The sequence below is a fragment of the Sorangium sp. So ce448 genome (genome assembly GCF_051520915.1).
In the GTDB taxonomy this organism is placed as follows: Bacteria; Myxococcota_A; Polyangia; order Polyangiales; family Polyangiaceae; genus Sorangium; species Sorangium cellulosum_B.
Genome location: NZ_CP150343.1, coordinates 3,239,250 through 3,261,575, shown reverse-complemented (window position 1 = coordinate 3,261,575; position 22,326 = coordinate 3,239,250). Strand labels below are relative to the sequence as shown.

Genomic DNA, 22,326 nt, shown 5'->3' with positions numbered 1-22,326 from the left:
ATCGTCACGAGCGCACGTGAGCGCGCTCGAAGGGCAAAAGAAGCGGCTCGCGCGGCGCGCCCGCGCGCTCGGCCGGCTGCTCGGCCGGGTCCGGAGGGCCCGCGGGCGCCTCGAAGCCCGCGCCGTCCGCGCCGAGGCGGCGCTCGCGCTCGCCGCCGATCGATGCGCGATGGAGCAACAGCAGCGCTCGCAGCTCGCGAACCTCTATGTCGCGAGCCGCCGGCTCCTGCCGCTCCGGACCCGTGAGGAGGCGTGCCGCGCCCTCCAGGACATCATCGCGAACCTCGTCGGCTCCGAGGAGATCGCCGTCTTCGAGATCGACGGCAGCGGGGCGGCGAGGGTCGTCGCGGCCTACGGCGTCGATCCGTCGTCCGCCGTCCTCTTGGCGCCGGAAGAGGGCATCGTGGGGCGCGTGGCGCGGCGGATCGAGCCGTATTTCCGGCAGGGCGCCGCGCTCGGCAGCGACCCGGCCGCCCCCCAGGCCCCCTGCGCGCGCGGCGAGGGCGACGTCATGGCCTGTGTCCCGCTCACGATGGACGAGCGCGTGGTCGGCGTCATCGCCGTCTTCCATCTGCTCTCGCAGAAACCCGAGCTCGGGCCGATCGACAAGGGCCTTCTCGAAGCGCTCGGCACGCTGGCCGCCGAGCCGTTCTGCGCGGGGGGGGAGCGCTGCGGCGCCCTGGAGATGCGATGACGATGCTCAAGCCCCCGTCGCAGCGGTACGGCGCTGGACGAGCGCGGCTGAGCGCGCCCCCCCCGAGCAGCCCGCAGCCCCACTACCTCACGCCGGGCAACGTCTTCGCGTCGGGCGAGCCGACGATCATCACGACGATCGTCGGCTCGTGCGTCGCGATCTGCCTCTGGGAGCCGGCGCTCGGCGTGGGCGGCATGAACCACTACGTGCTCCCCAGCTGCCCCAACCTCACGTTGCCGCTCGGGCGCTTCGGAGACACCGCCTTTCAGCAGCTCCTCGATCGTCTGGCGGCTTTCGGCGCCACGCCCCGCTCGCTCCAGGCCCGGATCGTCGGCGGCGCCTGCATGATCTCCGCCTTCCGGGAGCGGGACTCGCACCTCGGACACCAGAACGTGGCGGTCGGGGTCATGGTGCTGCGCGCCGCCGGGATCCGGGTCGTCCAGCAGGACACGGGCGGCAGCCAGGGCCGGAAGCTCATCTTCCGCACCGACGACGGCAGCGCCGCCATCCAGCCCCTGTGATCCTGATGGATGCCGAGCGGGCCGCGCTCATGCAGATGTTCGCCGCCGAGACGGCCGAGCACCTCGACGAGCTCGAGAGCGCGCTCCTCGAGCTCGAGCGGCGGCCCGACGCCGGCCACCTCCTGGAGCGCATCTTCCGCGTCGCCCACACGATGAAGGGCAATGCCAGCTCCGTCGGCGCCCACGGGCTGAGCGAGCTCACCCACGCCGCCGAGGACGTGATCGAGGATCTGCACCGGGGCACGCTGCCGGTGACCGGCATGGTGGTCTCGCTGCTCCTGGAGACGGTCGACTCGGCGCGCCGAAAGCTCGCGGAGATGGACGCCGGAGAGGAGCCGCCGGGGTCGACCTCGCTGCCCGCGAGCGTGCTCGCTCGGCTCAAGAGCGCCCGGCGCGCCGAGCGCGAGGGGACCCCGCCTGCGTCGAAGGGGGCCACCTCGGGCGCCGGGGACGAGGGCGACCGGAGCTCGGGCGCGAAGACCGTCCGCATCACCGTCGAGAAGCTCGATTGCATGGTCGATCTCATCGGCGAGGTCGCGATCGCCCGGAACCGGATCGCGCGCGACGTCCAGCTCGCGGGCGGCGCCGTCGGCGCGGCGCTGCGGGACGGCCTCGAGGAGCTCGATCGGCTCAACACAAAGCTCGAGGAGGCGATCCGCCGCGCGCGGATGGTGCCTGTCGGCCCCTGGTTCCGGCAGTACGAGCGCGCCGTGCGCGATCTCGCCCGGTCGCACGGCAAGCTCGCGCGCCTCGTGGTCGTGCACGGCGACGTCGAGGTGGACACCGCGGTGATCGAGCGCCTCCGCGACGTGCTGACCCACCTCATCCGCAACGGCATCGATCACGGCCTCGAGCCGCCCGAGGTGCGGAAGGCGTGCGGCAAGGACGCGCGCGGGACCATCACCCTGCGCGCCACGCACGAGGGCGGCGGCATCGCGCTCCGCGTCTCCGACGACGGCGCGGGGATGAGCCGCGCCCGGATCGCGGCGCGGGCCAGCGCGCAGGGCAGGTGCGCGGACGCCGACGCGCTCTCCGACAGCGAGCTCTATGACCTGGTGTTCGAGCCGGGCTTCTCCACCGCCACGACCGTCTCCGACCTGTCCGGCCGGGGGATGGGCATGGACGTGGTGCGGCGCCGCGTCGAGTCGCTGGAGGGCTCGATCGGGATCGAGAGCGCCGCGGGGGTCGGCACCACGCTGATCCTCCGGCTCCCGCTCACCCTCGCGACGATCGAGGGCTTCTCGGTGAGCGCCGCCGGCGAGCGTTATGTCATCCCGCTCCGCGCGGTCGTCTCCTGCGTCGGGCTCCCGCGCGGCGCCCTCCCCGCGGGCCCGGGCGGCCTCCTTCACGTGCACGGGCGCGCGCTGCCGTGCGTGCGGCTCCGCGACCTCTTCGGGCTCTCCGGGCCTGCGCCGGCCCGCGAGAGCGTGGTCGTGGTGGCCCACGAGGGGGGCCAGGCCGGCCTCGTCGTCGACTCGCTCGACGGCGAGGGCAGGACGGTCATCAAGCCGCTCGGCCGGCTCTTCCGCCGCACCCGGGGCATCACCGGATCCACGGCCCTCGCCGACGGCAGGCTCGCGCTGATCCTCGATGTGGACGCGCTGATGCACGACCTCACCCGCGGCCGCGCCGGCGGCGGCGAGCTCGCGCCCAGGGATCGATGGCGGGCTCCCCCCTCGGAGGCGCGGGGAGGGGCCAGGGATCCGGAGGGGAGGACACGATGAACCGGCTCAGGATAGCGCTGCGTCTCTCGCTCTCGCTCGCGTTCATGGCGATGCTCATGATCGCCATCGCGATCTCGGGGCACCTCGGCCTGACCTCCGTCGCGGAGAAGACACACGAGATCCTGGTGTCGGACGTCCCGGAGCTCGCGATCGCGATGCAGATCGAGCGGGACCTCATGGAGCTCCGCCGCTACGAGAAAGACTGCTTCCTCAGCATGGGCGATCACCCCGTCCAGCAGGGGTATCAGCAGAAGTGGAACGCGCTCGAGGCGCAGATCCAGCGCAGGCTGGACGAGCTCGACCGCCTCGTGACGCTGCCCCACGAGCGGGAGTCGGTCGCCGCGATGCGGCGCGACCTGGCGAGCTACATCGTCGGCTTTCGCCGCGTGATGCAGGAGACGCTCGCCGGGCGGCTGCCCACGGCCCAGGCGGCGAACGCCGTGATGACCGGCTACAAGGACGAGATCCACCGGTTCGAGGAATCGGCCGAGGGCCTCGCCCAGGCGCGCACGAGGCACATGGAGGCGATGGAGGCGTCCCTGAGCGGCGACGCGCAGCGCGCCTCGCGGGACATGGGCCTCATCGCCTTCGTGGCGCTGGCGGTCGGCGTGCTCGTCAGCGTCCTCGTCTCGCGCAGCATCACGGGTCCGCTGAGCTCGGCCGTCGGGCTCGCCAGGCGGATCGCCGACGGCGATCTGCGGCACCGGGGCGTGGCCGCGGGCCGCGACGAGCTCGGGCAGCTGGAGGAGGCGATGGGGGAGATGGCGGACAAGCTCTCGACCGTCCTCCTCGAGATCCGCACGGGCGCCGAGTCGCTCGCAGTGGCCTCGACGCAGATCTCGGCCACGTCGCAGAACCTGTCGCAGGGCACGAGCGAGCAGGCGGCCGCCGTGGAGGAGACGTCGGCGAGCCTCTCGGAGGTGAGCGGCTCGATCCAGAAGAACGCCGAGAGCAGCCAGCAGACCGGCGAGCTCGCCACCGGCGCCGCGGCCTCCGCGGAGCAGAGCCTCGCGGCCGTCCAGCGCACCGTGGCCGCGATGCGCGACATCGCCGAGAAGGTCTCGATCGTGCAGGAGATCGCGTACCAGACCAACCTGCTCGCGCTCAACGCGTCGATCGAGGCGGCCCGGGCCGGCGAGCACGGCCGCGGCTTCGCCGTGGTCGCGAGCGAGGTCCGCCGCCTCGCGGAGCGGAGCCAGGCCGCCGCGAAGGAGATCGGCGCGCTCGCGTCGGCGAGCGTGCAGATCGCCGATCGCTCGGGGCAGCAGCTCGAGGAGATGACGCCCTCGATCCGGCGGACCTCGGCGCTCACCCAGGAGGTGGCGATCGCTTCGCTCAACCAGGCCGACGCGGTCGGTCAGGTGAACAGCGCCATGCGCCGCGTCGACGAGGTGACGCAGCGCAACGCCGCGATCAGCGAGGAGCTCGCCAGCACGGCCGAGGAGCTCGCGGGCCAGGCGGACGCGCTCTCGGGCATGCTGCGCTTCTTCCAGGTGGGCGACGAGCTCGCGTTCCCCGAGCGCCCCCGCGTGCCGCGCGCCCCCGGCGCGGGCGACGGGCGGCGCTTCCCGCCGCCCTCCCGGGAGGGCTCCGCGGCCTCGCCGGGCGCCTCGAACGGCGCCGCCGTGCTCGCGACGCTCGCCCGGGCCAGGACGAACGGGGCCCTGCGCTCCCCCGCGGCCCCGCACGAGGACGCCGAGCTCGAGCGCTTTCCGCGGCGGGGCGCGGATCGGGCCGCCTCCGCGCGCGCGGAGGTCCCGTGAGCGCCGCGCCGGAGCCTCGAGCGTCGCAGTACATCTCGTTCTTCGTGGGCGGCGACGAGCTCGCGCTCGACATCCTCCGCGCGCGGGAGATCGTCGAGATCACCGCGATCACGCGGGTGCCGAGGATGCCGCAGGCCGTGCTGGGCGTGCTCAACCTGAGGGGGCGCGTGATCCCGGTCATCGACCTCGCCGTCCGGCTCGGGCTCCCGCCGTCGGTGATCACGCGGCAGAGCTGCATCCTCATCGTCGAGACGGAGTTCGACGGCGAGCTCACCCGGATGGGCCTCTTCATCGACGCCGTGGGCGACGTCGTGGACCTCGACGCGGCGGCGATCGAGCCGCCGCCGCCGTTCGGCATGCGGGCCCGCCAGGGCCACCTCGTCGGCCTCGGCAAGGTGGGCGAAAGGCTCCTCCTGCTGCTCGACATCGACCGGGTCCTCTCGCCGGAGGAGCTCTTCGCGGCCGCGTCGCTCGAGGCCGAAGGCGGCGCCCGCGCGGCGCTGCCGGGCGCGCCGCCGCAGGGCGAGCCCGAGGCATCGCAGTCGGCCTCGATCGCGTCGCGATCCCCCTTGTGACCCTCTGCGCCGTGGGCTGGATGTCGAACCGTGATCGATGACAGACCCCCGGCGACGCGCTCGGCGGGCACCGCGCCCACACCCCGGGGCTCTTCGGCTGGGAGCTCGATCCCGACGAGTGATCCGCTTGCGCTCGCCGGCCGAGCTCAACGTAGAATCGCGCTTGCGGGGGAGGACGAAAGGAGAGCGCAGAGACATGGCGGCTTATGGGTACAGTCACGTCCCCGACCGGGGGTTCCACGCGTTCTCGGTGATCTCGAGGAAGGGGCGTGGAAGGAGATCTCGATCGACAAGTACGACGCGCCGGATCAGGTAACGCCGCTGCTCTTGGAGGCGCCGCGGCCGGTGGCGTGGAAGCTGCGCGCGCGGTGGAGCATCGCGCGGCTCGACGAGGTGCTGGCCGTCGCGTCGGACGACGTGCTCCGCTCGCTCGACGCGGCGTGGGATTCGGCGCAGCGGGCGTTCGATTTCACGGTGGCCGCGGCCGAGGAGCACGAGGACGCGGCCGTGCGCACGGCCGCCACGCGGGTCCGGCGCGCCATGCTGAAGGGCGGCGGCACCGCGCAGACCACCCTGACCTATGGTGCCGAGGTCGATTTCGGGCGCTCGCAGCTGGAAGCGGCCAAGAACAAGCGCATGGAGGCCGATCTCAAGAAGATCGGCACGCTCCCTCACATCAAGCGGATCGAGGCGGCGACCGACGCGCTGGCGAAGGGGATGGGTCGCGGCGCGGTGGAGGAGCGGCCGGGCGCGCGGTCGATGCGCCTGCGCGAGGCCATGGGGGTCTGTGTGACCGCCTTCAACAGCATCCACGACGAGATGGTCTGGCTCCTCGAGCACCTGCCCGCGGGGAAGAAGCGCGAGCAGGTCGAAGCGCTGCACAGGCCGTTCCTTGAACTGCTCAAGCGGTATCCCCCGCCGGCGTCGGCGGCCAGCGCCGCGACCGAGCCGGAAGAGGCGGGAGCCGAGGCCGAGGAGGTCGACGCGGCCTCGGGCGACAAGCCGGCGTGAGGCGCCGCGGTTCCTTGCAGCAGCGGAGAGCAGGTCGCCGGTAAGCTCGCAGGTGCTGCGAGCGGGTCGCGACCCGGCTTGCAGCACCTGAAAGCGGGTTGCGACCGGCCTGGAAGTCGATGGGGCTGGTCATAGCTTCCGTTATTGCTTGCGTTGCCTCCGATATTGGGGCACAGTTCGGGCACAGGCGCAGGCACTTCCGGAATCACCTCGGGGTCAGGAGCGTGCGCCGGGCACCGTGTCCGTCTCGCCGGGGTGGTGATCATGGGCTGTGACGAAGCCGCGAAGAATGGCACTGATCTCCAGAGCGTATTCGACGGCGTCGATCTCCCCGACAACACGCGTCGGGTCTATAGCGCGCAATGGCACCATTTCGTGGGCTGGTGCGTCACGCGCGCCTCACTCGCGCGCCCGGCTCGCGCGCTTCCGGCTCGGCCGCGCCTCGTGGTCGCCTATCTCGCCGCGCTCGCCGAGGGCGGCCGGTCGGCTTCAATGCTGCGAGGCGCCTGCACCGCTATCGGCAAGGCTCATGAGCTGCGCGGCTTCGCGCCGCCGACGAGCCATCCGATCGTGGTGGCCTGGCGGCGCCGGCTCATCGAAGCAGGCGATCAAGAGTCCCAGAAGGCCGTCGAGCTGACAGTGGCCCAGGTCGCACAGATGACAGCGGCCATGAGCGCTGATCTGGCCGACCTGCGCGATCGCGCGCTCGTGCTCGTCGCCTATGCGGCGAGGCTCCGGCGCTCGGAGCTCGTCGGACTGGATGTCACCGACGTCGTCTTCCGCGATGAGGAGATCGAGCTCCTGGTGCCGGCGCGGAGGATCATCATCCCTCCCGGGCGTCACCAGCACACGTGCACCGCGCGCGCGGTGCGGTCGTGGATCGACGCTGCCGCGCTCGCGCTGAGCGGACCGCTGTTCGTCGGGATCAATCGATGGGGTCACCTGGGCGGCCGACTGTCCGATCGCGCCGTCGGCTTGATCGTCCAGACCAGGGCCCGCAAAGCCGGCCTGTCGATCGAGGGCATCAGCGCGGACTCGCTCCGCGTGGGCTCCCGAGACGAGCGCCGGCTGTTGTGACGTGGCGGTGTTCGCGACGCGACCGGCGCACGTGCCGGACGCGTCGCCGGGGCCAGCTTTTCTGCCCGTCACTTCTGTTATTACTTGCGTTGGTTCCGATGTTGAAGCACAGTCTGGCAAGGCGACGGGCGCATTCCCGACCACCCGCGATGGCTGAGCGCGGCGACGGGTCGGCGCGTCAGCGCCTCAGTGTGTCAAGGGGCGTGTTCAGCTCACGGGGGGCCGGCGACCATGGATCGCGACGAAGCCACGAAGACGAGCACGGAGCTTCAAAGGCTGCTCGATGGTGTCGAGCTGTCCGACAACACGCGCCGGCTCTACGCGGCTCAGTGGCGGAGGTTCGCCGGCTGGTGCGCCGCGCGCCCTTCGTGCGCGCTCCCTGCTCGGCCCCGGCTCCTGGTCCTTTATCTCGCGATGCTCGCCGAGGAGCGCCCGTCGGCTTCCATGCTGAACGTCGCCTGCAACGCGATCGCCAAGATCCACGAGCTGCGCGGCCACGCTCCGCCCACGAGCCACCCGCTCGTGATGACGTGGCGGCGTCGCCTCACGGACACATGCTCTCACGAACCGCAGAGAACGGCCGGCCTGACGGCGGCTCAGCTGCGGCAGATCATGGCCGCCACGGGGGAGGAGTTGGCCGCCTTTCGCGACCGCGCGCTCCTGCTCGTGGGCTTCGCGGCGAGGCTTCGACCCGCGGAGCTCGTCGAGCTGAACGTCGCCGATGTCGTCCGCCGCGGCGAAGGGATCGAGCTCCTGGTGCCGGCGCGGCGGATCCTCATCGCGCCGGGGCATGATCCGATCACGAGCACGCCGCTCGCGGTGCGGTCGTGGATCGACGCCGCCGCGCTGGTGCCCGACGGGCCGCTCTTCGTCGGGATCAACCGATGGGGGCAGCGCGGTGGACGGCTGTCCGAACGCGGGGTCAACCTGATCGTGCAGGCCAGGGCTCGCAAGGCGGGCCTGTCGATCGAGGGCATCAGCGCGGATTCGCTTCACCTGGGCTCGCGAGACGAGCGCCGACTTCTGTAGCGGGCGCGGCGGCGGTGCCGCGCCCGGACCCGATAGCGAAGAGCACTACGCCGCGGCTGCCGGCTGGGGCCGCGCCGCGCCTTCTGGAGGTCAAAGCATGCACCGGGTACTCGATGCGATGGTGTCTTTATCGCCGATAGCGCTGGGGGTCATGGCGTGTTTCGCGTTCGGCCTGGCCCTCGCCGCGCGCGAGGCGCTGGGGAAGGAGCGCGGGCTCCGCGCGGCCGCGGAACGGGCGCGCGACGCGGCCCTCAAGACGCTGGCCGCGAACAAGGACTGGGAGCTCGAGGAGATCGGCCGCTTCAGGCGCCTGCTCGACTGCCACATCGACGCGATCGTCGCCGAAGCGACGGAGTTTCGAGAGCGGGCCGTCCCGTCGCCGGGGGCGATCCTGGAGGGCTTGTGCTCCTGGCACGCCGACTGGAAACGAGATCTGGCCCGGACCACCGGTCTCCAGCCGGGCGAGGTGGACAGGCTGTTGAAGAACGCGCTGCCGGTGAGGCCAGGCCTCGCGCGGAAGCTGGAGCTGTTCACCGGCGCGCCCGCTCGCTTCTGGGAGCACCTGTGGCGGCTGCACGACGACTACCGCGCGGAGGTGGATCAGACGGTCGTGATGCTGATCGACGGCGCGCAGCGCGGGAGCAAGGGGGCGCCGCCCGAGCCGCGTCCCGTGCTCCAGCTCGTCGATCACGGCCGCGCCGCCGCCGAGCCAGCGGCGCCACGCGTTCCGCCGGTCAGTCGCCCGGTCGCACCGCAGCCGCCCGCGGCTCCGCCCGCCCAGCGCGCCGCCGCGGAGGCGTGGCGCCCCGCCGTCTCCGAGTCGGCGGGAGTAAGCTCGGCACGGCGTGAGCTCGGCGGCCTGCCTCCACCGCCGAAGCCGCGCGGCAAGCGTCCGGGCGCCGCGCCGACGCCGGGCGGGACGCCGGCGCTCGGGCGAGCCTCCACGCTCACGGACTTTCCGGTCCTGCGTGGAGACGCTCGCCCTGGCGACGGCGACGGATGGGCCGAAGTCGAGCAATCACTCTTTGAGGCCACCCTGCCCGGCACGGGCAGCAAGCCGCGCGTGTAGGCCGGAGTTTCGCCATGGGCGACGATCCGATGGATGGGATGAAGCTCGAAGCGGCGCGGGCCCTGGCGGCAGCGCGCCTGTTCGGTGGTGAGAGGGCCCGTCGCGACGTGTTGTGCTGGCTCGCGCGTCTCGGGGTTCCGCCGCGAGATCGCGGTGATGTCGCTGGCCAGATCTGGCTGCAGGCCTGGAAGAGCTGGCGCACGTTCGACCCGAGGCGCGGCAGCGCAGCGCGCTGGTTGAACAGGATCGCGGTGCACGTCGTGGCGCACTACCACGAGCGCGCGCGGCACCGGTGGGAGGAGCTGATGGACGACGACCTGCCGGACCCCGTTGATCCCGCGCCGGACGCCGCGGACGCGATGGCGAGCCGTCGCGTCACGGTTCGCGTCGTCGAGGCGCTGAGCGAGCTCGACCCGAAGCTCGGCGCGGTCGTCGTCTCGCACGATCTCGAGGGGATCCCCATGGCGCGCGTGGCGGAGGCGGCCAAGCTGCCCCTGTCGACGCTCTACAAGCACCGCGCGAGGGCGCTCGCCGCGCTGCGCGCTGTGTTGGAGCGCGAAGACGACCTGGAACCGAGGGGGAAGCGATGATCCAAGTGGACCAAGAGTTGGTCGCGTCCGGCAACACCCCTACCTCCTGGGCTGGGGCCGCTGATGCTCTCGCGCCAGACTTGGGCCGTGCTGCGTTTCGGCCAGCTCGACGACGGGGGCGCGCTCGTCCACAAGGGCCGCGCGTACGAGTTCGCGCTCTGGTTCGAGGGTCAGGGGTTCCTCGCCTCTCGTGGTGGGCTGGCCCGGCCTCGGGCTCGCCGGTGGGCACGCCGCGTCCGATGACCGGCTGCTGCCGTGCTTCAGGACCTCAACGCCGGCGCACCCAGCGCCGTGTCGGCGTCCGCCTGGGTGAGCTCGCGCCGCCGGCCGGCGCCGCACTGGTCGCCGACCTGCGCGGGGCGCAGCGTGCGTCTAGTGATCGCCGACCCGCTGTGCAGGGGCCCTCCACCAGGATTCGCGGATCCGATGGAGACGTGGTCCTGGCTTCTGCCCGCTGGCAGCCCCTAGGAACCGGAGTACAGTCCACGCCATGACCAGCGGCGAGCGGACCGACGCGGAAAACCTGGAAGAAGAGCTTGCATGGGCGGTCTATGCCGAGATCTTCGCTGCTGGCTATATCTACATCCTTGCCTGCGCCCTGAAGCGCGGCGACGCCGATCTTGGGGTTCATCCATCCGGGTGGGAGAACACCATGAGTGCCGTCGAATGGGCGATGATGGAGCATGTGGACGGGCGCATCCAGGGACCCACGACCATCACCGTGGAAGACGTCGAGCGGATGCGCCGGCTTCACATGATGGGCTCCGCTGCGCTCTCCGGAGCGGAGCGGCCGCCCGAGCTGTACCTGCTATCGCTCCAGTGCATGGAGGGTCTGCTCGGCTCGGATTGGGAGCGAGCCGCGCGAGAAGCTGCCCGCGGCTTGCGTGATGCCGTTCAATAGCCTTCGCCATCAGTCGTTATCAATGCGACAGAACGACCTCCACAAGACGAACACGCAAAGCTGGCCATTAGGGTAGTGATACCAACAACTATTGACAACGCTGGCACTTCTGCACTGCCCAAGCTCTCCGTCTCCGACGTTGCGATCGCTCGGGTGAGGTCGCTTCGCAGCACAAGAGATCCCTGCCTCAGCGCACTGCATCATGCATGGGATGCCACGATCGGCTTTCTTGCAACGGATGATTTTCAGCGGCTCGATCGCGTCCGGCGATTCCTCCATGGAGTCGTCCACAGCTTCGCCATCCATCATCTCGGCAGCTTCTGGATCCCTCGCAGCGCCTTCCAGTTCCGATAACACCATCTCTGTAGCACCTGGCTCGCTCTTTGTGCCTTCCGTCTCCGATGTCGCTTCCGATGGTGGCATCCAGCATGAGGCAACACAGAGAGCGAGCGATGAGAGAGAGACAACCGCAGAAATGACCAGACCGATCTGCATGATTTTGACCATGCAGGCCGCGGGCCAAACCGGTTGAGTGGGGAAGGAGCGCTCCCGTGTGTCGACGCTCCTCGGAAACCGCGTGAATTTGGACAGGCCGGCCTCTGGTTCCCCGGGCTGCAGGTGGCACGGGCCGGCGAGACCTCACGGGTCCGAGCGGCGCTCCGGCACCGGGCCGAGGGGACCCCATCGAGCCCGCGCCGGACGCCGCTTCCGCGATGGCGAGCGGCAGTGTCAAGGTTCGCGTCGTCGAGGCGCTGGGAGAGATCGACCCGAAGCTCGGCGCGGTCCTCGTCTCGCACGATCTCGAGGGGATCCCCATGGCGCGTATGGCGGAGGCGGCCAAGCTGCCCCTGTCGACGCTGTACAAGCACCGCGCGAGGGCGCTCGCCGCGCTGCGCGCTGTGCTGGAGCGCGAAGGCGACCTGGAACCAAGGGGCGAGCCATGATCCACGCGGGCCAGGAGGAGAGGGGATGGCTGCTCGGCGCTCCAGCAGCCTGGTGTGGCGCGCCGGAGCGGGATATCGCGTTACCGCTCGCAGCAGAGGAACTCCGGCGGGCTGCGTACGATCTCGTCGACGACGACGGAGCGGCGCTGTACGGGGGCGCAGGCGCCCGCGATGGGGGCCGCGGGCTCGGCCCGGAGCGCCGAGAATTTCGGTCGAGATGGCGACGGGAAGTCATGGCACACGGGACCGTCCGTGAACGAGAGCGTCGCGCTGTCGAACGCCTGCTCGCAGGCCCTGTCCGCGTAGGCCGTGATGTGCACGGTGCATTGCAGCTCGCTCGGCGGGGCGCACTCGCACGGCGAGCACGTGCGGTAGTCGATGCGGTGCTCGGTGAACACGCGTCGAAGGGGGAACTCGGCGGGGCAGGCGGCACCCACCGTCGAGGTCATGCAGGACACGAAGCCCGCGGGCGGCGCCAGCGCCGCGTCCGCCCGGCAAGCCCTCCCGATCTCGGCTGTGAGCGCCGGCGGCTCGGGGGTGGGCGAGGGCTCGCACGGCACAACGAACGGTGGACGGTAGAGGATCGACTCGTAAGAGAGCGTGGGGACGGGGAGCGGCGGGGCGAAACACGCACCATCCCAGCCCTCGGGCAGGTCGTCGACGTGGTTCGTGGGCACCGTCTCTTCGCCGCACGCTGCGCCGAAGGTCTCGTACGCCGTCGAGGGCTTGCACGTGGCCGGCGCGCAGGAGCACTCGCCGCACTCCGGCGACGGGTCCTCGACCTGCCAGCCGTCCCAGGCCGGCTCGGCGCCATCCGGGCAAGGGGGCACCGCCGTCTCTTCGCCGGTCCAGAGCCACATGGGCTTTGGCTGCTCGATGTACGGTGTATCGAGGGCGCACGCCGCGGCGGTGACGCCAGCGAGCGCGAACGGAAGGACGGATCGCATCGTAGGGTGCTCCTGAGCTGTCGGTGGGCCGCTCTCTGGGCCGAGCGGCCGGTGTTCTACGGGGAGAGGAGGGGGCCGGTGAGGGCGCGTGCGAGCCCGAGACCTTCCCGACGCCCATTGGCGCGCTTCATTTGTACGGCTCCGTGTTGCAGTTCGTGACATGAAACTTGGCGAACTCGAGACGGCCCTTGTTCCCGAACCGCGTCGCCGCATCGCAGTTCTCGGCCGAGAACGTGCCAGCGGCGGGGTCGCCGTCCGCCGCCGCGAACGTGACCGCGCACGTGCCCGAGTCCGACACGAAGTAATAATCGCCGAGCATCGCGCCGACGTTCGGGTCCGGGGACGACTCCGGCTTTGGCCCGAGACCCAGGATGGTGATGACGTGGGGGTCGCGCTGGGCGACCTCCGCGTGATCCTTACGGGCCAAGTACATCCACGGGGAATCAGGCATGCTCAGGTTGCAGTCCACGTCCCATGTGGCGTCGCTCTGGATCGGCTGGGTTCCACCTGCGCCTGTGTCCAGCGTGAACCGACGATCCCCCGCGAACGCGTCGAAGAGGAGGAACTGGGCGATGCCCGTGACCTCGGGATCCGGCACTTGGCTGCACCCGAGCACGAGCGCCGTGAGGCCGAGGTACAGGAGCCGGCCAGGGCGCGCTCTCCAGTTTTCCGAGACCTTCGATGGGAAAGCGGCTCTGCTCTTCATCGGCTCACTTTCCTGCTGTTGCGCCTCTGGAACGAGCCGCGTGACGGCGCGCCGTCCTGGTTCGCTCCTGATCGTTTCCCGCCAGGCAAAGGTCAGTCGCGGCAGCATGCGACATGGCGCTCGCCCTCCTCGACGGTGCCGGAGGCCGTCGACGTGGCGCGCTTCGGCGTACACGCGCCCTCTTCCCGCCGGATCACGTCGACCCGAAGGGCAGCCAGCTCCGCCGTCGCCGCGATGTCGTGGCACAGCGGGACGTCGGTGTCGGACAGCTCCGCGCTGTCGAACGGGCGGGCGCAGCCCGTGTCGCCGTACAGCGTGATCCTCATGTTGCAAGTGCCCCCGCTCGGCGGGCCGCACTCGCACGGCGAACAGGTGCGATGATCCTGCCCCGGCGTGCGGAATTCCCGCCGGATCGGGAACTCGGGCCGGCAGGTCCCGTCGTCCTCGGGCGGGAGGCAGAAGGACCAGCCCGGCGGAGGCGTGTCTCTCTCTTGCCCTGCCTGACACGCCCTCGCGAAGATTCCGTCGATGGGCGGCGGCTCGGGCGTGGGCGACGGCGTACACGGGGCGAAGGTCGGCGGCGGGTAGGTCACCGAGGCCAAAGAACTCTCCGGGATGGGAGGCGCGGGAACGACACACGCTGCGTCGAGCACCTCGTCTGCCTCGAACGAGCTCGGCGGCCCCTCGTGCGGGCACGCCGCCGCGTGCGTCGTTATCCCCGTAGGCAGGGCACAGCGCGCTGGGCCGCACGCGCACGGGCCGCACTCCGGTGGAAACTCCTCGTCCGCCCATCCTTGCCATTGGATCGTGCGACCCTCCGGACAAGGGGCGGCGTCCCCGTGTTTGCCCGACCAGAGCCACATGGGCTGCGGTTCTGTTATCAGGGGATAGAGGAAGGAGTCGCCCAGGTCGAGGCAGGCTGTGAGCGTGATCGCGACCAGCGCCAACGGTAGACGGAATCGCATCGTGGATCCTCTCCGCTCCGTCTGTCAGTAGGCCGTGTTCCCGGCAGACAGGTAGAACCGGGAGTGGCCGAGCGGCTCCTGCCTTGACATCGACGACCCGACGACCGGTCGTGGCGCAGAGACAGCGCGGCGGCGCTCGTCGGGCCGCTCCGGTGGCGCTCCCTTGGGCAGCTCGAGCGTCGAGGGCGCCTCGGCGGTGCCGGAGGGAACGGGCGCGGGTGGAGCGGCAGACGACGGCGCGGTCGCGACCTGGACGATCTGTGGCCGCGGGTGCACGGGCCGAGGCGCGCGCTGCCACAGGACGAAGATCCAGGCGGCGACCAGCAGGGACAGCAGCGCGAGCGCGCGACCGAGCACGGGGCCGCTGAGGCGTCTCCGCTCGCCCGAGCGCGCACCGAGCGATACGACGGGCGGCGGCGGGGGCAAGGGATCGAGCTCTGGCACCTCGAGGGCAACGGGCAACCGCGGCGTGGCAGGAGGCCCGTGGGGCGCGCCGACGTCGTTCTGCGGCGTCGTCCCGGCCCTGAGCGTGTCCGGCGGCACCGACGGGAGCGACGGTGGCAGCTCACCGGTCGCTCCCGCCCGTTCGCCGGAGGCGAGCGGCGCCTCGTCGTCGGGATCGAGGTCCATCGCGGTCTCGCGCGGCTGGCGCCGGGAGGCGGACACATCCAGGAAGGGGTTGTCATGGGGGAGCTCGGGCGGTCCCCCCAGCTCTTCCCATTCGCGGGCGAAGCGCGTCAAGAACGCGAGGATGCTCGCGATGCTCGGGTACCGCCGCTTGGGGTTCTCCGCGAGGGCCCGGCGTATCGTCCACTGGAGCAAGGTCGGGATCGTCGCGGCGTCACGGGCGGCGGCCGCCGTCTCCGGCACGAGAGGGAGAATCCGCTCTTCGACGGAGAACTCGTGCTGGCACACGAGCTCGTAGAGGAGGGTGCCGAATCCATAGACGTCCGCGCGGGAGCCCAGGCGACCCCCGGAGAGGAGCTCCGGCGCCGCGTAGTTCGGCTCGAGGATCACGTCGTCGGCGCCGAGCTCGAAGAGGCGGACGAAGCCGAAATGGGTGATGGCGGTTCGACCTTCGCCCACGACGAAGACACGATCCGGACCCAGCAGGCCATGGATCGCGGAGAGCGCATGGGCGCGCGCGAGGCAGCCTCCGAGGTCGATGAGCGTCTTGAGAACCGCCGGCCCGAGGTCCAGCCCGCGCATCGCGTCGACGAGCCGGACCGCGCCTTCGTGCACGGGCGACACCGCCCACGCGACGGAGCCGGCGACGCCGCCGTAGAGGACGGGAACGATCTCGGGGATCTCGACTGCCACGCGCTGCAGGCGCTCGAGCTCCGCGGCGAACAGCTCGGGCTGGATCCGCGCGCCCTCCCGGATGTGCAAGCGGACGAGGCCGGTGGTGTCTCCGAGCCGCCGCGCGAGAAAGGTGTCCACCGCGCCCCGCTCGAGCTCGCGCATGACCTCATGGCCCTCCCACAGGTCGCCAGCGGCTACCATACGACGCGCACCGAGGCGCCGCCTGCGTGCGCCCGGATCTCTGCGTTGCGCGGAAGGGAGAGGTACACGACCGTCGCGGCGCCGACCACCGCCCCGGCTATGAGCACATCGAAGCTCCACGTGTGGAGCCGGTTGGCGCGTTCATGGGCGTCGATCGTCTGCTGGTAGGGGTCGGCGAATTCGCTTGGTATCGGCTCCTGGTCGCTGACCTTGATCTCGCCTCTCAGCCGGGTCGCCTCCTGGCTCGCGTCGCTCGCGGCCACGTGGAGCCCGATCCCGGTGCCGACCAGGCTCGCGGCCACGAAGGCACCGCTCCCGACGATCCACGGGTTCGGGCCCGCCTGGCCCGCGCTCGGAGGGGGCGGTCTGGGCGCATGGCGTGGCTTGTCGAGCACAGGACCCTTGACGGCTGGGGCGTCGTGCGGTCCGGGCGAAGGGGGGGCTTTCGGCGCTGGCGCCGGTGCCGGTTCCGGCGCTGGCGCCGGGGGTTCTACCTCATCGGTAAGGGGCAGCCTCAACGTCTCTCCCGCCTCGATCTTCACGCGCGCCCGCGCGAACAATCCTTGGGGGCCCATCGCGGTGATCTCGTGCTCGCCCGGTGGCACATAGACCTTGTGTCTCACGTCCACGTCCTTTCCTGCGACGAGGACGCGCTCCGCGCCAGGGGGCGGGCTCAGATCGAGCTCGCCGACGTGCTGCCTCACCGCGGCGAAGTCCGCGTGGCGACCCTCGTGGAGCCCGCGCTCCCTGGCATCTTGGGGCGCGGGCATCCGCTCGATGCACCTGGACAGCTCCCCGGCGGCCGTCACCCAGCGCTCGAGGCGTCGATCGAGCTGCCCGAGCTGGCACAGGGCCGCGTTGGAGGGCTCGAGCACGTGGATCCGGCCCCAGATGGCGCGAGCGCCGCCCACGTCGGCCTGAGCCATCGCCTCGTCGGCCGCGCGGAACAGCGCCAGGAGCTCCGGCGAGCGAGGCGGCGGTCCTTCCGCATGGACCTGGGAGGAGAGGGAGCACAGCGCCAGCGAGATCAGCGTCGCCGTTCGCAGGGAGCGAGCGGTCAGTCCAGAAGCACCCATGGAACTCCTCGGCCCACACGAGGGGGACCCGACGCCCCGCCGATCCGGTCAGCGGGGCGTCCCCTTTATACCATCCTGGGGCGGCAGGATACCGACGGGATGGGCGGGTCCACGGCCGAGAGCATTGCGGCGGCCCGTGCGGATTTGTCACGGAAAGTGAGGACGCGGCGCTCGATGCGGCGCGGCACCAGAGCGCTGCCCACGCGCTCCAGGCGCTGGCCGGAGGGGGTCGGTGGTGATTCGCCCTGTCAGCGGCGAAGGCAAGCCGCTTTGGACGAACCCCGCAGGAGACGGTTCTGCCCTACCAGGAGAGCCGCCCCGCTACTCCCGGCTCTACGCTGACGCCAGACCATGCGAGCGTCTGGATGAAGCGGACTCCGCAGGTCGCCGCGACCGCCACGTGCTGCGTCGATCGGTAGCTTGCCCCGGCTTCCACGGCCGGGAAGAACCCATGGTATCGTGAGCATAACCCCCATGTGTTGCACACGGGGATGCGCTCGAAGTCGAGCCGCGTCGCGAGCTCGAACGACAAGGGGATGCGGAACGGCACGACACGGGCTGCCGCCGCCGGACCTCCCAGCACGCCGAGCCAGCGTACGTCGCCGCCCAGACCGAACAGGCCCACTCCGGCGCCGATGCCGACGTCCACGGCCTCACGGACGGGCCATCGGTGCAAGCCGGTGACCGACGGCATGATGCCACCCGTCGCCCGCGCGGCGCGGGCCCCCAGCACGACATAGGCCGCCTTGACGTCGATCTGCCATCGCGGCGGCGCGCCGTCTTCCGCACGGGCGACCGTGGACACGAGCGAGATCGCGGCGAACCCGGCACAACGAGCCCTCGGACATAGTCGGGACCATCTTCGGTGGATCATCGTCAGCCTGTGCCTTTCCCCGGGCACTACGGACTGCAGCGAGTCAGTGTGCCTGGGCCGGATCGCGATCTGCGGCGGGGAATTCCTACAGACCATGTCCCATTCGTCGCTAGTCACCGCGGCCGTGCCGAGCTCGCTCTCGCCTTCGGGTGCTTCATCGATCTTCACCGGAGCCAACACCGCTTCGGCAGCTCATAGCCGGCCAGCGCCTCGATGCGAGCCGCGCGGGCCGCCGCGAGCCAGTGCGCCCCGTCCGGGTCGCTGTCCCACGGCGGGGCGTCCCGATAGAGCGTATCCCAGTATTCGCGAGCTGCCGCTTCGGCCGTTTCGAGCTCGCTCTCGCCTTCAGGCGCGTCATCGACCCGCTCCGCGAAAGCACGCCAGGGCTCTAATTCCCGACTGGTGTGATTCGGCCACGTTCGCCCGGGCGCCCCGTCGAAGACGCCACCACTGCTCTGGAGGTAGCTCTCATAGGCGCTCCGAGCGATCGCGTCCAGGCGTCGGCGGTTGACGTGCCCGGTGCAGCAATCACGGTACGCCCGAGCCCATTCGCGGTCCTCGTCCGGGATGTCCTCCCGCCACGCGCTAGCGTAGATTTCGAGCAGCTCCTGTCTGCGTAAGACCCACTCGTTCCGATCTTTTGCGTCAGGCAGGGCGCGGATCGCTCGCTCTCGGGCGGCGGTCGGTCCGGGGTACTCCGGCAGCCCGGCCCCCCAGTACCACGGCGGCTCCAGCATCGGGGGGATCGGCCGCTGCATCGAACCCGACCTCCCGCCGCGCCCGAGCGCAAACCCCCTCTGGAAGGCGCGGTGCGCCATGCGCCCGTGCTTCTCGGCCGTGTCGCCGGACGAGAGGGCTCGCCACAGATAGGTCCGGTGGAGGCGCGACATCGCCTCGGCCGCCGCACCTTCGCTCTCACCGGCTGGCGCCGTCTCGAAGCCATCGAGGAACGAGAGGAACGCGACCTCGACAGCGTCGAGCACCATGGGCCATGGTGGAGTGAACCGTTCGGAGACCGCGCTTTCGCCGCTTGGGACGGCGCTCGCGGTCGTCTGCGGGCCGGTGCCGTTCGGTCCCGCTTCCTCGACCCACTGCCTGAATCGCTCGCGCCGCGCAGCCGCCCATGCCCGGTCCTCCTCCGGCAGGTCGTCGTGCCATACTTCGGCGCACAGATTGCCGAGGTCCTCGAAGTAAGGCTTCCATTCTTCGGGATCCCGGGTCGAGAAGAGCCCATATCCAATGGCCACTTCGTGCAGGAAGCGGCGTACGATGGGCTGCATCGCCCCCGCCGACGGGCTCATCAATAGTCTCCGGGTTCTCCGCCAGTCGGGTTCGCAGGCTCTTCGCCGTCCGTATCGGTGGGCCTGGGAGATTGGCTCCACTGGCCGCCGGCCTGGTAGCGGCACTGGAGCTTGCCCATCTGATCGCCTTCATACTTGCCGCGCAGCCAGTTTATCGCGTTCACGTTCATGATCGTCCGCTTCATGAGCGACATCTCGGCGGGAGGCAGCGCCGCGATCCGGCGTCTCAGCTCTTCGCGGGCGTCGGGCCCTCTGCCGCGAGCGGGGGCGCCGTGCGCGCCCGAGAGCCTCCGCGATCACGGGTCGTCTCCGGGCTGGAGCGGAAACTCGAGCCAATCGAAGCGCTCGAGCAACGCTGCCTCAGCATCGTCATACTCGGAATTGAAGCAGTGATCGTGCGGGACAGGGATCTCGATCGCGCGCCGTGCCAGGCCGCGCGCCTCAGCATGGCCGACAAACTGCTCAATCGGGCCGTACGCGTAGAGAATGTTGTGGTTGTCGTAAACGATCGTGCTCTGCGAGGGCAAGGATGTGACCCAGACGTGATGGCGTCCATCGCGCTCGAAGAACTCCTCGAATTCGCGAAGAAAGCCGGCCACATCTCGCAACTGCATCGGGGCTGGTGCCTGCCGCCGCGCAGGCGCGTTGCCGCAGCGGGACACCAAGAGCACGTGGAGAACACCGAACGGCGCCGGCAACGGTCGCAGGAGATCGAGGATGAGGTCGACCTGGCGTTCGGCCGGCGCGAGCACCAGGCGATCAGGGCCCGTGGTGCCCTGGAGATCCCACGCGTCCGGGTATCGATGCTCGACCCAGCGGTTATCGGGTGCCAGCGAACCGATCTTGTAGGGTTCTACCTTCATGGCGAACGGACTCAATCGAGCACCGCCGGGGCGCTCACGTAGACGTGCTCGACGGGGATGCCGCGCGCCTCAAACCGCCGTCAGGCGCTCCACCCGTCAAGTCTGTGGCTTCTGGCATCGCGGATCCCATCTTCGATCCTCTGTTCCGTCGAGGTCGGGTCTGACCTCCCCGGACTCGTCAAATTGCCAGGCTGAATATCCATAGAAGAACCACTTCTTGATCGGGATCGGTCGCATCTCGCGGAGCTCCTCCGGCGTGTGATGCCAGTGAGGTGGAATCACCGAGAAGAAGAGGTCGTTCGCGATTCGCTTCGTTCGAAGGGACATCGACAAGAAACAGTGCTTGAACGTCCCTCGCGGCGCGACATCATCACAGTCCGGATGAGAGTAGAAGTACCGGACGCCTTGCATCACTTGCCCGATGTTGAGCGCCGTGTGCTTCGCGTACTCCTCCAGAAAGATTGTCAGCCTCATTTCTCTATCCTCGGACAAGCGGCGCAAAGGTCAGCAGATTCGACCGAAGCCGCGGGACCAGCGCTGTCCAGTTCGTCACCTTTTGGGACCTCGCCCACACAAAATCTCACAGACCGGCTCTGCGCCGCAAGGCGCAAATGGTGTCCAGCGCGGCGGCGTAGATGCGCCTGACACCGGCGGCGCTCGCCGCCTTTCCGAGGGCCGCGAGCGCCGGCAGGGCGGCCGGGCCGGAGGAGCCGCCGCGCGCGCCGAACGCCGGCGCTGCGGCGTGCAGCGGGGGCGAAACAGGAGAGCGCGCGTCGTGTCACGGCTCCCGGTAGCTCTCGTACTCCCAGCCGAAGTAGCGCCGGAGGTTCTCGACGCAGGCGGGCCAGGTCTCGACCTCGCAGGACGCGACGGTCTGCTCGAGCCAGCGCCAGAGATCGTAGGGTTCATCCGGGAGTCAGCCAGCATCGATCCAGCCGCGCGCGTCGCACTCGTTGCACGGGAACTCGATTCCGAATCCGGGGGCCGGTTCAGCTAAGCGTTTGCCGTTGCACTTCGAGCAGACCGACGAACCAGGAGGAGGCTGCGGGATCAGCTCGAGGAGCTCGACGATCCCCGTCTTCCGGGCGCCGACGATCAGCGCGGAATGTGCGTGCAAACCCCCGACCTCGACGATCTCATCGCCGTCCCAGCCACGGAGGTCCTCGAGAACGCGGCCGTCGGAGGTCAGGTAGGTCATCGGTCCCATGCCGGGGTCGAGCAAGAACGCGTCGTACTTGTCTTCAACCTCGTCCTGCCAGGAGTTCATGGCCGCGACGTACTGCCCGGCCGCCTGATCGACGGAAGAAGCTCCGGAGAAGAGGTGTCGAATGGAATCGATGAAGTTGCCGCCCGCCTGCTCGCGCGGCGCGCCGGCAGCACTGCGGGTCGCCCGCAGCTGACGTTGCTCAAGACGTCGAGCGCGCAGGCGTTCGAGCAGGGGCGGCGGGATTTCGAAGGGCATGCGGGGACCTCCTGCGGGGTTGCCGTGTCTGCCTGACGCGCTTCAGCGTCATCGCGATCTCAGCCCAGATCGCCCGCACGGCGATGACGAGGACCATCGGCACTTCAGAAAACAGCTCACCGTTCGCCGGCTCATCGAGAGGCTCTTCCAGCCGTTCCAACACAAATCCCGCGCGAATGAGATCGTTGACATAGGTGGATAGCATACGGTGATACGAGCCCATGTGCCCGCGCGCGCCGTCGCCACCGGAGTTGAAGTGTCCCTCCGACGCATAGCGGCGGATCACGCGCGCCGTTGCCCGCTCGAGCAATTCCGCTGAGGCGTCGATGCCCAGAACCTCATGCGCGCCGTGCGCGATCAGATGGCGCCCGAGATACCCCTCGCCGCAGCACAGATCACAGACGCGCGCGCCGTTGAGACGCGCGCCGATCAGATCGGTCATCAGCGTGAGCAGCGGCAGATAACGATTCGACTTCAGCCCGCGATCGACAAACTCGATGTAAAAATCGACGTTTCGGTCATAGACGGTCGCGCTCATGTTCTCGCTTGGCACTCCTTTCCGTTGGTCGACCGAAGACGCGGGACCAGGTCTGTCCAGTTCGTTGCCTTTGGGACCTCCTTCGCGAAAAAATCTCACGGACCGGCTCTGCGCCACAAGGGCCAAATGCTGTCCGGCGCCGTAGGCTAGATCCGTCTGACCGAGCGGCAGTCGCTGCCTTTCCGGGGATCTG

25 protein-coding genes and 1 pseudogene are annotated in these 22,326 nt (G+C 70.1%); 12 read left to right on the top strand and 14 right to left on the bottom strand.

The annotated features are described in order from the left end of the window. The first annotated feature begins 16 nt into the window (after positions 1-16). The 11 genes from WMF45_RS12655 to WMF45_RS12605 all read left to right on the top strand — a co-directional run bounded on the left by WMF45_RS12655 (position 17) and on the right by WMF45_RS12605 (position 10,954). Positions 17-694, top strand: a complete 678-nt coding sequence (locus WMF45_RS12655; protein WP_437717162.1) for a GAF domain-containing protein — start codon at positions 17-19, stop codon at positions 692-694. Further along, positions 691-1,215, top strand: a complete 525-nt coding sequence (locus tag WMF45_RS12650; RefSeq protein WP_437717161.1) for a chemotaxis protein CheD — start codon at positions 691-693, stop codon at positions 1,213-1,215. The genes WMF45_RS12655 and WMF45_RS12650 overlap by 4 nt, the downstream gene beginning before the upstream one ends. A gap of 5 nt (positions 1,216-1,220) precedes the next feature. Continuing rightward, positions 1,221-2,939 (top strand): chemotaxis protein CheA, encoded by a 1,719-nt coding sequence (locus tag WMF45_RS12645; RefSeq protein WP_437719528.1) that lies wholly within the window; start codon positions 1,221-1,223, stop codon positions 2,937-2,939. Continuing rightward, positions 2,936-4,702: a methyl-accepting chemotaxis protein gene (locus WMF45_RS12640; protein ID WP_437717160.1), complete on the top strand. Its 1,767-nt coding sequence runs from the start codon at positions 2,936-2,938 to the stop codon at positions 4,700-4,702. Before WMF45_RS12645 ends, WMF45_RS12640 begins: the two co-directional genes overlap by 4 nt. After that, entirely contained in the window at positions 4,699-5,277 is a 579-nt protein-coding gene (locus WMF45_RS12635; RefSeq protein ID WP_437717159.1) for a chemotaxis protein CheW, read from the top strand. The genes WMF45_RS12640 and WMF45_RS12635 overlap by 4 nt, the downstream gene beginning before the upstream one ends. Before the next feature lie 30 nt (positions 5,278-5,307). Continuing rightward, positions 5,308-6,288, top strand: coding sequence for a hypothetical protein (locus tag WMF45_RS12630; RefSeq protein ID WP_437717158.1), 981 nt, complete (start codon positions 5,308-5,310; stop codon positions 6,286-6,288). A 264-nt stretch (positions 6,289-6,552) separates the two neighbouring features. After that, entirely contained in the window at positions 6,553-7,365 is an 813-nt protein-coding gene (locus WMF45_RS12625; RefSeq protein ID WP_437717157.1) for a tyrosine-type recombinase/integrase, read from the top strand. Between the two features lie 231 nt (positions 7,366-7,596). Then, the gene (locus WMF45_RS12620) at positions 7,597-8,394 is read left to right on the top strand and encodes an integrase (RefSeq protein ID WP_437717156.1); all 798 of its coding nucleotides are present in this window, start codon (positions 7,597-7,599) and stop codon (positions 8,392-8,394) included. Between the two features lie 97 nt (positions 8,395-8,491). Continuing rightward, positions 8,492-9,463 (top strand): helix-turn-helix transcriptional regulator, encoded by a 972-nt coding sequence (locus tag WMF45_RS12615; protein WP_437717155.1) that lies wholly within the window; start codon positions 8,492-8,494, stop codon positions 9,461-9,463. A 14-nt stretch (positions 9,464-9,477) separates the two neighbouring features. Beyond that, positions 9,478-10,053, top strand: coding sequence for an RNA polymerase sigma factor (locus tag WMF45_RS12610; RefSeq protein WP_437717154.1), 576 nt, complete (start codon positions 9,478-9,480; stop codon positions 10,051-10,053). 490 nt (positions 10,054-10,543) lie between these two features. Beyond that, positions 10,544-10,954, top strand: a complete 411-nt coding sequence (locus WMF45_RS12605) for a hypothetical protein (RefSeq protein WP_437717153.1) — start codon at positions 10,544-10,546, stop codon at positions 10,952-10,954. 9 nt (positions 10,955-10,963) lie between these two features. Here WMF45_RS12605 and WMF45_RS12600 read toward each other — a convergent pair whose 3' ends face one another. Continuing rightward, a complete protein-coding gene (locus WMF45_RS12600; protein ID WP_437717152.1) occupies positions 10,964-11,449 on the bottom strand; it encodes a hypothetical protein in 486 nt (161 codons plus the stop codon). Positions 11,450-11,667: 218 nt separating this feature from the next. On the opposite strand from WMF45_RS12600, the gene WMF45_RS12595 reads away from it, so the two are divergent. Further along, positions 11,668-11,898, top strand: coding sequence for a hypothetical protein (locus WMF45_RS12595; RefSeq protein WP_437717151.1), 231 nt, complete (start codon positions 11,668-11,670; stop codon positions 11,896-11,898). An 80-nt stretch (positions 11,899-11,978) separates the two neighbouring features. On the opposite strand, the gene WMF45_RS12590 is transcribed toward WMF45_RS12595, so the two are convergent. The 13 genes and pseudogenes from WMF45_RS12590 to WMF45_RS12530 form a co-directional block, all read right to left on the bottom strand. Then, entirely contained in the window at positions 11,979-12,845 is an 867-nt protein-coding gene (locus tag WMF45_RS12590) for a hypothetical protein (protein WP_437717150.1), read from the bottom strand. 127 nt (positions 12,846-12,972) lie between these two features. Next, on the bottom strand, positions 12,973-13,551 hold the full coding sequence (locus WMF45_RS12585) for a hypothetical protein (RefSeq protein WP_437717149.1): 579 nt from the start codon (positions 13,549-13,551) through the stop codon (positions 12,973-12,975). A 92-nt stretch (positions 13,552-13,643) separates the two neighbouring features. After that, positions 13,644-14,516 carry a hypothetical protein gene (locus WMF45_RS12580; RefSeq protein ID WP_437717148.1) on the bottom strand — a complete coding sequence of 291 codons (873 nt, stop codon included), beginning with the start codon at positions 14,514-14,516 and terminating at the stop codon, positions 13,644-13,646. 24 nt (positions 14,517-14,540) lie between these two features. Beyond that, the gene (locus WMF45_RS12575) at positions 14,541-15,980 is read right to left on the bottom strand and encodes a protein kinase domain-containing protein (protein WP_437717147.1); all 1,440 of its coding nucleotides are present in this window, start codon (positions 15,978-15,980) and stop codon (positions 14,541-14,543) included. Between the two features lie 32 nt (positions 15,981-16,012). Beyond that, positions 16,013-17,095 carry a hypothetical protein gene (locus tag WMF45_RS12570; RefSeq protein WP_437717146.1) on the bottom strand — a complete coding sequence of 361 codons (1,083 nt, stop codon included), beginning with the start codon at positions 17,093-17,095 and terminating at the stop codon, positions 16,013-16,015. A gap of 301 nt (positions 17,096-17,396) precedes the next feature. Continuing rightward, entirely contained in the window at positions 17,397-17,900 is a 504-nt protein-coding gene (locus WMF45_RS12565; protein WP_437717145.1) for a hypothetical protein, read from the bottom strand. A gap of 233 nt (positions 17,901-18,133) precedes the next feature. Next, the gene (locus WMF45_RS12560; RefSeq protein ID WP_437717144.1) at positions 18,134-19,270 is read right to left on the bottom strand and encodes a hypothetical protein; all 1,137 of its coding nucleotides are present in this window, start codon (positions 19,268-19,270) and stop codon (positions 18,134-18,136) included. Beyond that, complete coding sequence (locus tag WMF45_RS12555; protein ID WP_437717143.1) at positions 19,270-19,455, bottom strand: hypothetical protein; 186 nt, start codon at positions 19,453-19,455, stop codon at positions 19,270-19,272. The genes WMF45_RS12560 and WMF45_RS12555 overlap by 1 nt, the downstream gene beginning before the upstream one ends. A 111-nt stretch (positions 19,456-19,566) precedes the next feature. Next, positions 19,567-20,133 (bottom strand): hypothetical protein, encoded by a 567-nt coding sequence (locus tag WMF45_RS12550; protein ID WP_437717142.1) that lies wholly within the window; start codon positions 20,131-20,133, stop codon positions 19,567-19,569. Positions 20,134-20,229: 96 nt separating this feature from the next. Further along, the gene (locus tag WMF45_RS12545) at positions 20,230-20,607 is read right to left on the bottom strand and encodes a hypothetical protein (protein WP_437717141.1); all 378 of its coding nucleotides are present in this window, start codon (positions 20,605-20,607) and stop codon (positions 20,230-20,232) included. 304 nt (positions 20,608-20,911) lie between these two features. Next, positions 20,912-21,019: pseudogene (locus WMF45_RS12540) on the bottom strand (Imm8 family immunity protein); the annotation flags it as partial. A 30-nt stretch (positions 21,020-21,049) separates the two neighbouring features. Next, complete coding sequence (locus WMF45_RS12535; RefSeq protein ID WP_437717140.1) at positions 21,050-21,595, bottom strand: hypothetical protein; 546 nt, start codon at positions 21,593-21,595, stop codon at positions 21,050-21,052. Further along, the gene (locus WMF45_RS12530; protein WP_437717139.1) at positions 21,540-22,133 is read right to left on the bottom strand and encodes a class I SAM-dependent methyltransferase; all 594 of its coding nucleotides are present in this window, start codon (positions 22,131-22,133) and stop codon (positions 21,540-21,542) included. The genes WMF45_RS12535 and WMF45_RS12530 overlap by 56 nt, the downstream gene beginning before the upstream one ends. Between the last annotated feature and the right edge of the window lie 193 nt (positions 22,134-22,326).

Bases quoted from the DNA above. Each gene is read 5' to 3' on its own strand.
- WMF45_RS12650 (WP_437717161.1), top strand. From the start codon at position 691: ATGACGATGCTCAAGCCCCCGTCGCAGCGGTACGGCGCTGGACGAGCG.
- WMF45_RS12645 (WP_437719528.1), top strand. From the start codon at position 1,221: ATGGATGCCGAGCGGGCCGCGCTCATGCAGATGTTCGCCGCCGAGACG.
- WMF45_RS12640 (WP_437717160.1), top strand. From the start codon at position 2,936: ATGAACCGGCTCAGGATAGCGCTGCGTCTCTCGCTCTCGCTCGCGTTC.
- WMF45_RS12625 (WP_437717157.1), top strand. From the start codon at position 6,553: ATGGGCTGTGACGAAGCCGCGAAGAATGGCACTGATCTCCAGAGCGTA.
- WMF45_RS12620 (WP_437717156.1), top strand. From the start codon at position 7,597: ATGGATCGCGACGAAGCCACGAAGACGAGCACGGAGCTTCAAAGGCTG.
- WMF45_RS12615 (WP_437717155.1), top strand. From the start codon at position 8,492: ATGCACCGGGTACTCGATGCGATGGTGTCTTTATCGCCGATAGCGCTG.
- WMF45_RS12610 (WP_437717154.1), top strand. From the start codon at position 9,478: ATGGGCGACGATCCGATGGATGGGATGAAGCTCGAAGCGGCGCGGGCC.
- WMF45_RS12605 (WP_437717153.1), top strand. From the start codon at position 10,544: ATGACCAGCGGCGAGCGGACCGACGCGGAAAACCTGGAAGAAGAGCTT.
- WMF45_RS12600 (WP_437717152.1), bottom strand. From the start codon at position 11,449: ATGCAGATCGGTCTGGTCATTTCTGCGGTTGTCTCTCTCTCATCGCTC.
- WMF45_RS12595 (WP_437717151.1), top strand. From the start codon at position 11,668: ATGGCGAGCGGCAGTGTCAAGGTTCGCGTCGTCGAGGCGCTGGGAGAG.
- WMF45_RS12590 (WP_437717150.1), bottom strand. From the start codon at position 12,845: ATGCGATCCGTCCTTCCGTTCGCGCTCGCTGGCGTCACCGCCGCGGCG.
- WMF45_RS12585 (WP_437717149.1), bottom strand. From the start codon at position 13,551: ATGAAGAGCAGAGCCGCTTTCCCATCGAAGGTCTCGGAAAACTGGAGA.
- WMF45_RS12580 (WP_437717148.1), bottom strand. From the start codon at position 14,516: ATGCGATTCCGTCTACCGTTGGCGCTGGTCGCGATCACGCTCACAGCC.
- WMF45_RS12575 (WP_437717147.1), bottom strand. From the start codon at position 15,980: ATGCGCGAGCTCGAGCGGGGCGCGGTGGACACCTTTCTCGCGCGGCGG.
- WMF45_RS12570 (WP_437717146.1), bottom strand. From the start codon at position 17,095: ATGGGTGCTTCTGGACTGACCGCTCGCTCCCTGCGAACGGCGACGCTG.
- WMF45_RS12560 (WP_437717144.1), bottom strand. From the start codon at position 19,270: ATGAGCCCGTCGGCGGGGGCGATGCAGCCCATCGTACGCCGCTTCCTG.
- WMF45_RS12555 (WP_437717143.1), bottom strand. From the start codon at position 19,455: ATGAAGCGGACGATCATGAACGTGAACGCGATAAACTGGCTGCGCGGC.
- WMF45_RS12550 (WP_437717142.1), bottom strand. From the start codon at position 20,133: ATGAAGGTAGAACCCTACAAGATCGGTTCGCTGGCACCCGATAACCGC.
- WMF45_RS12545 (WP_437717141.1), bottom strand. From the start codon at position 20,607: ATGAGGCTGACAATCTTTCTGGAGGAGTACGCGAAGCACACGGCGCTC.
- WMF45_RS12535 (WP_437717140.1), bottom strand. From the start codon at position 21,595: ATGCCCTTCGAAATCCCGCCGCCCCTGCTCGAACGCCTGCGCGCTCGA.
- WMF45_RS12530 (WP_437717139.1), bottom strand. From the start codon at position 22,133: ATGAGCGCGACCGTCTATGACCGAAACGTCGATTTTTACATCGAGTTT.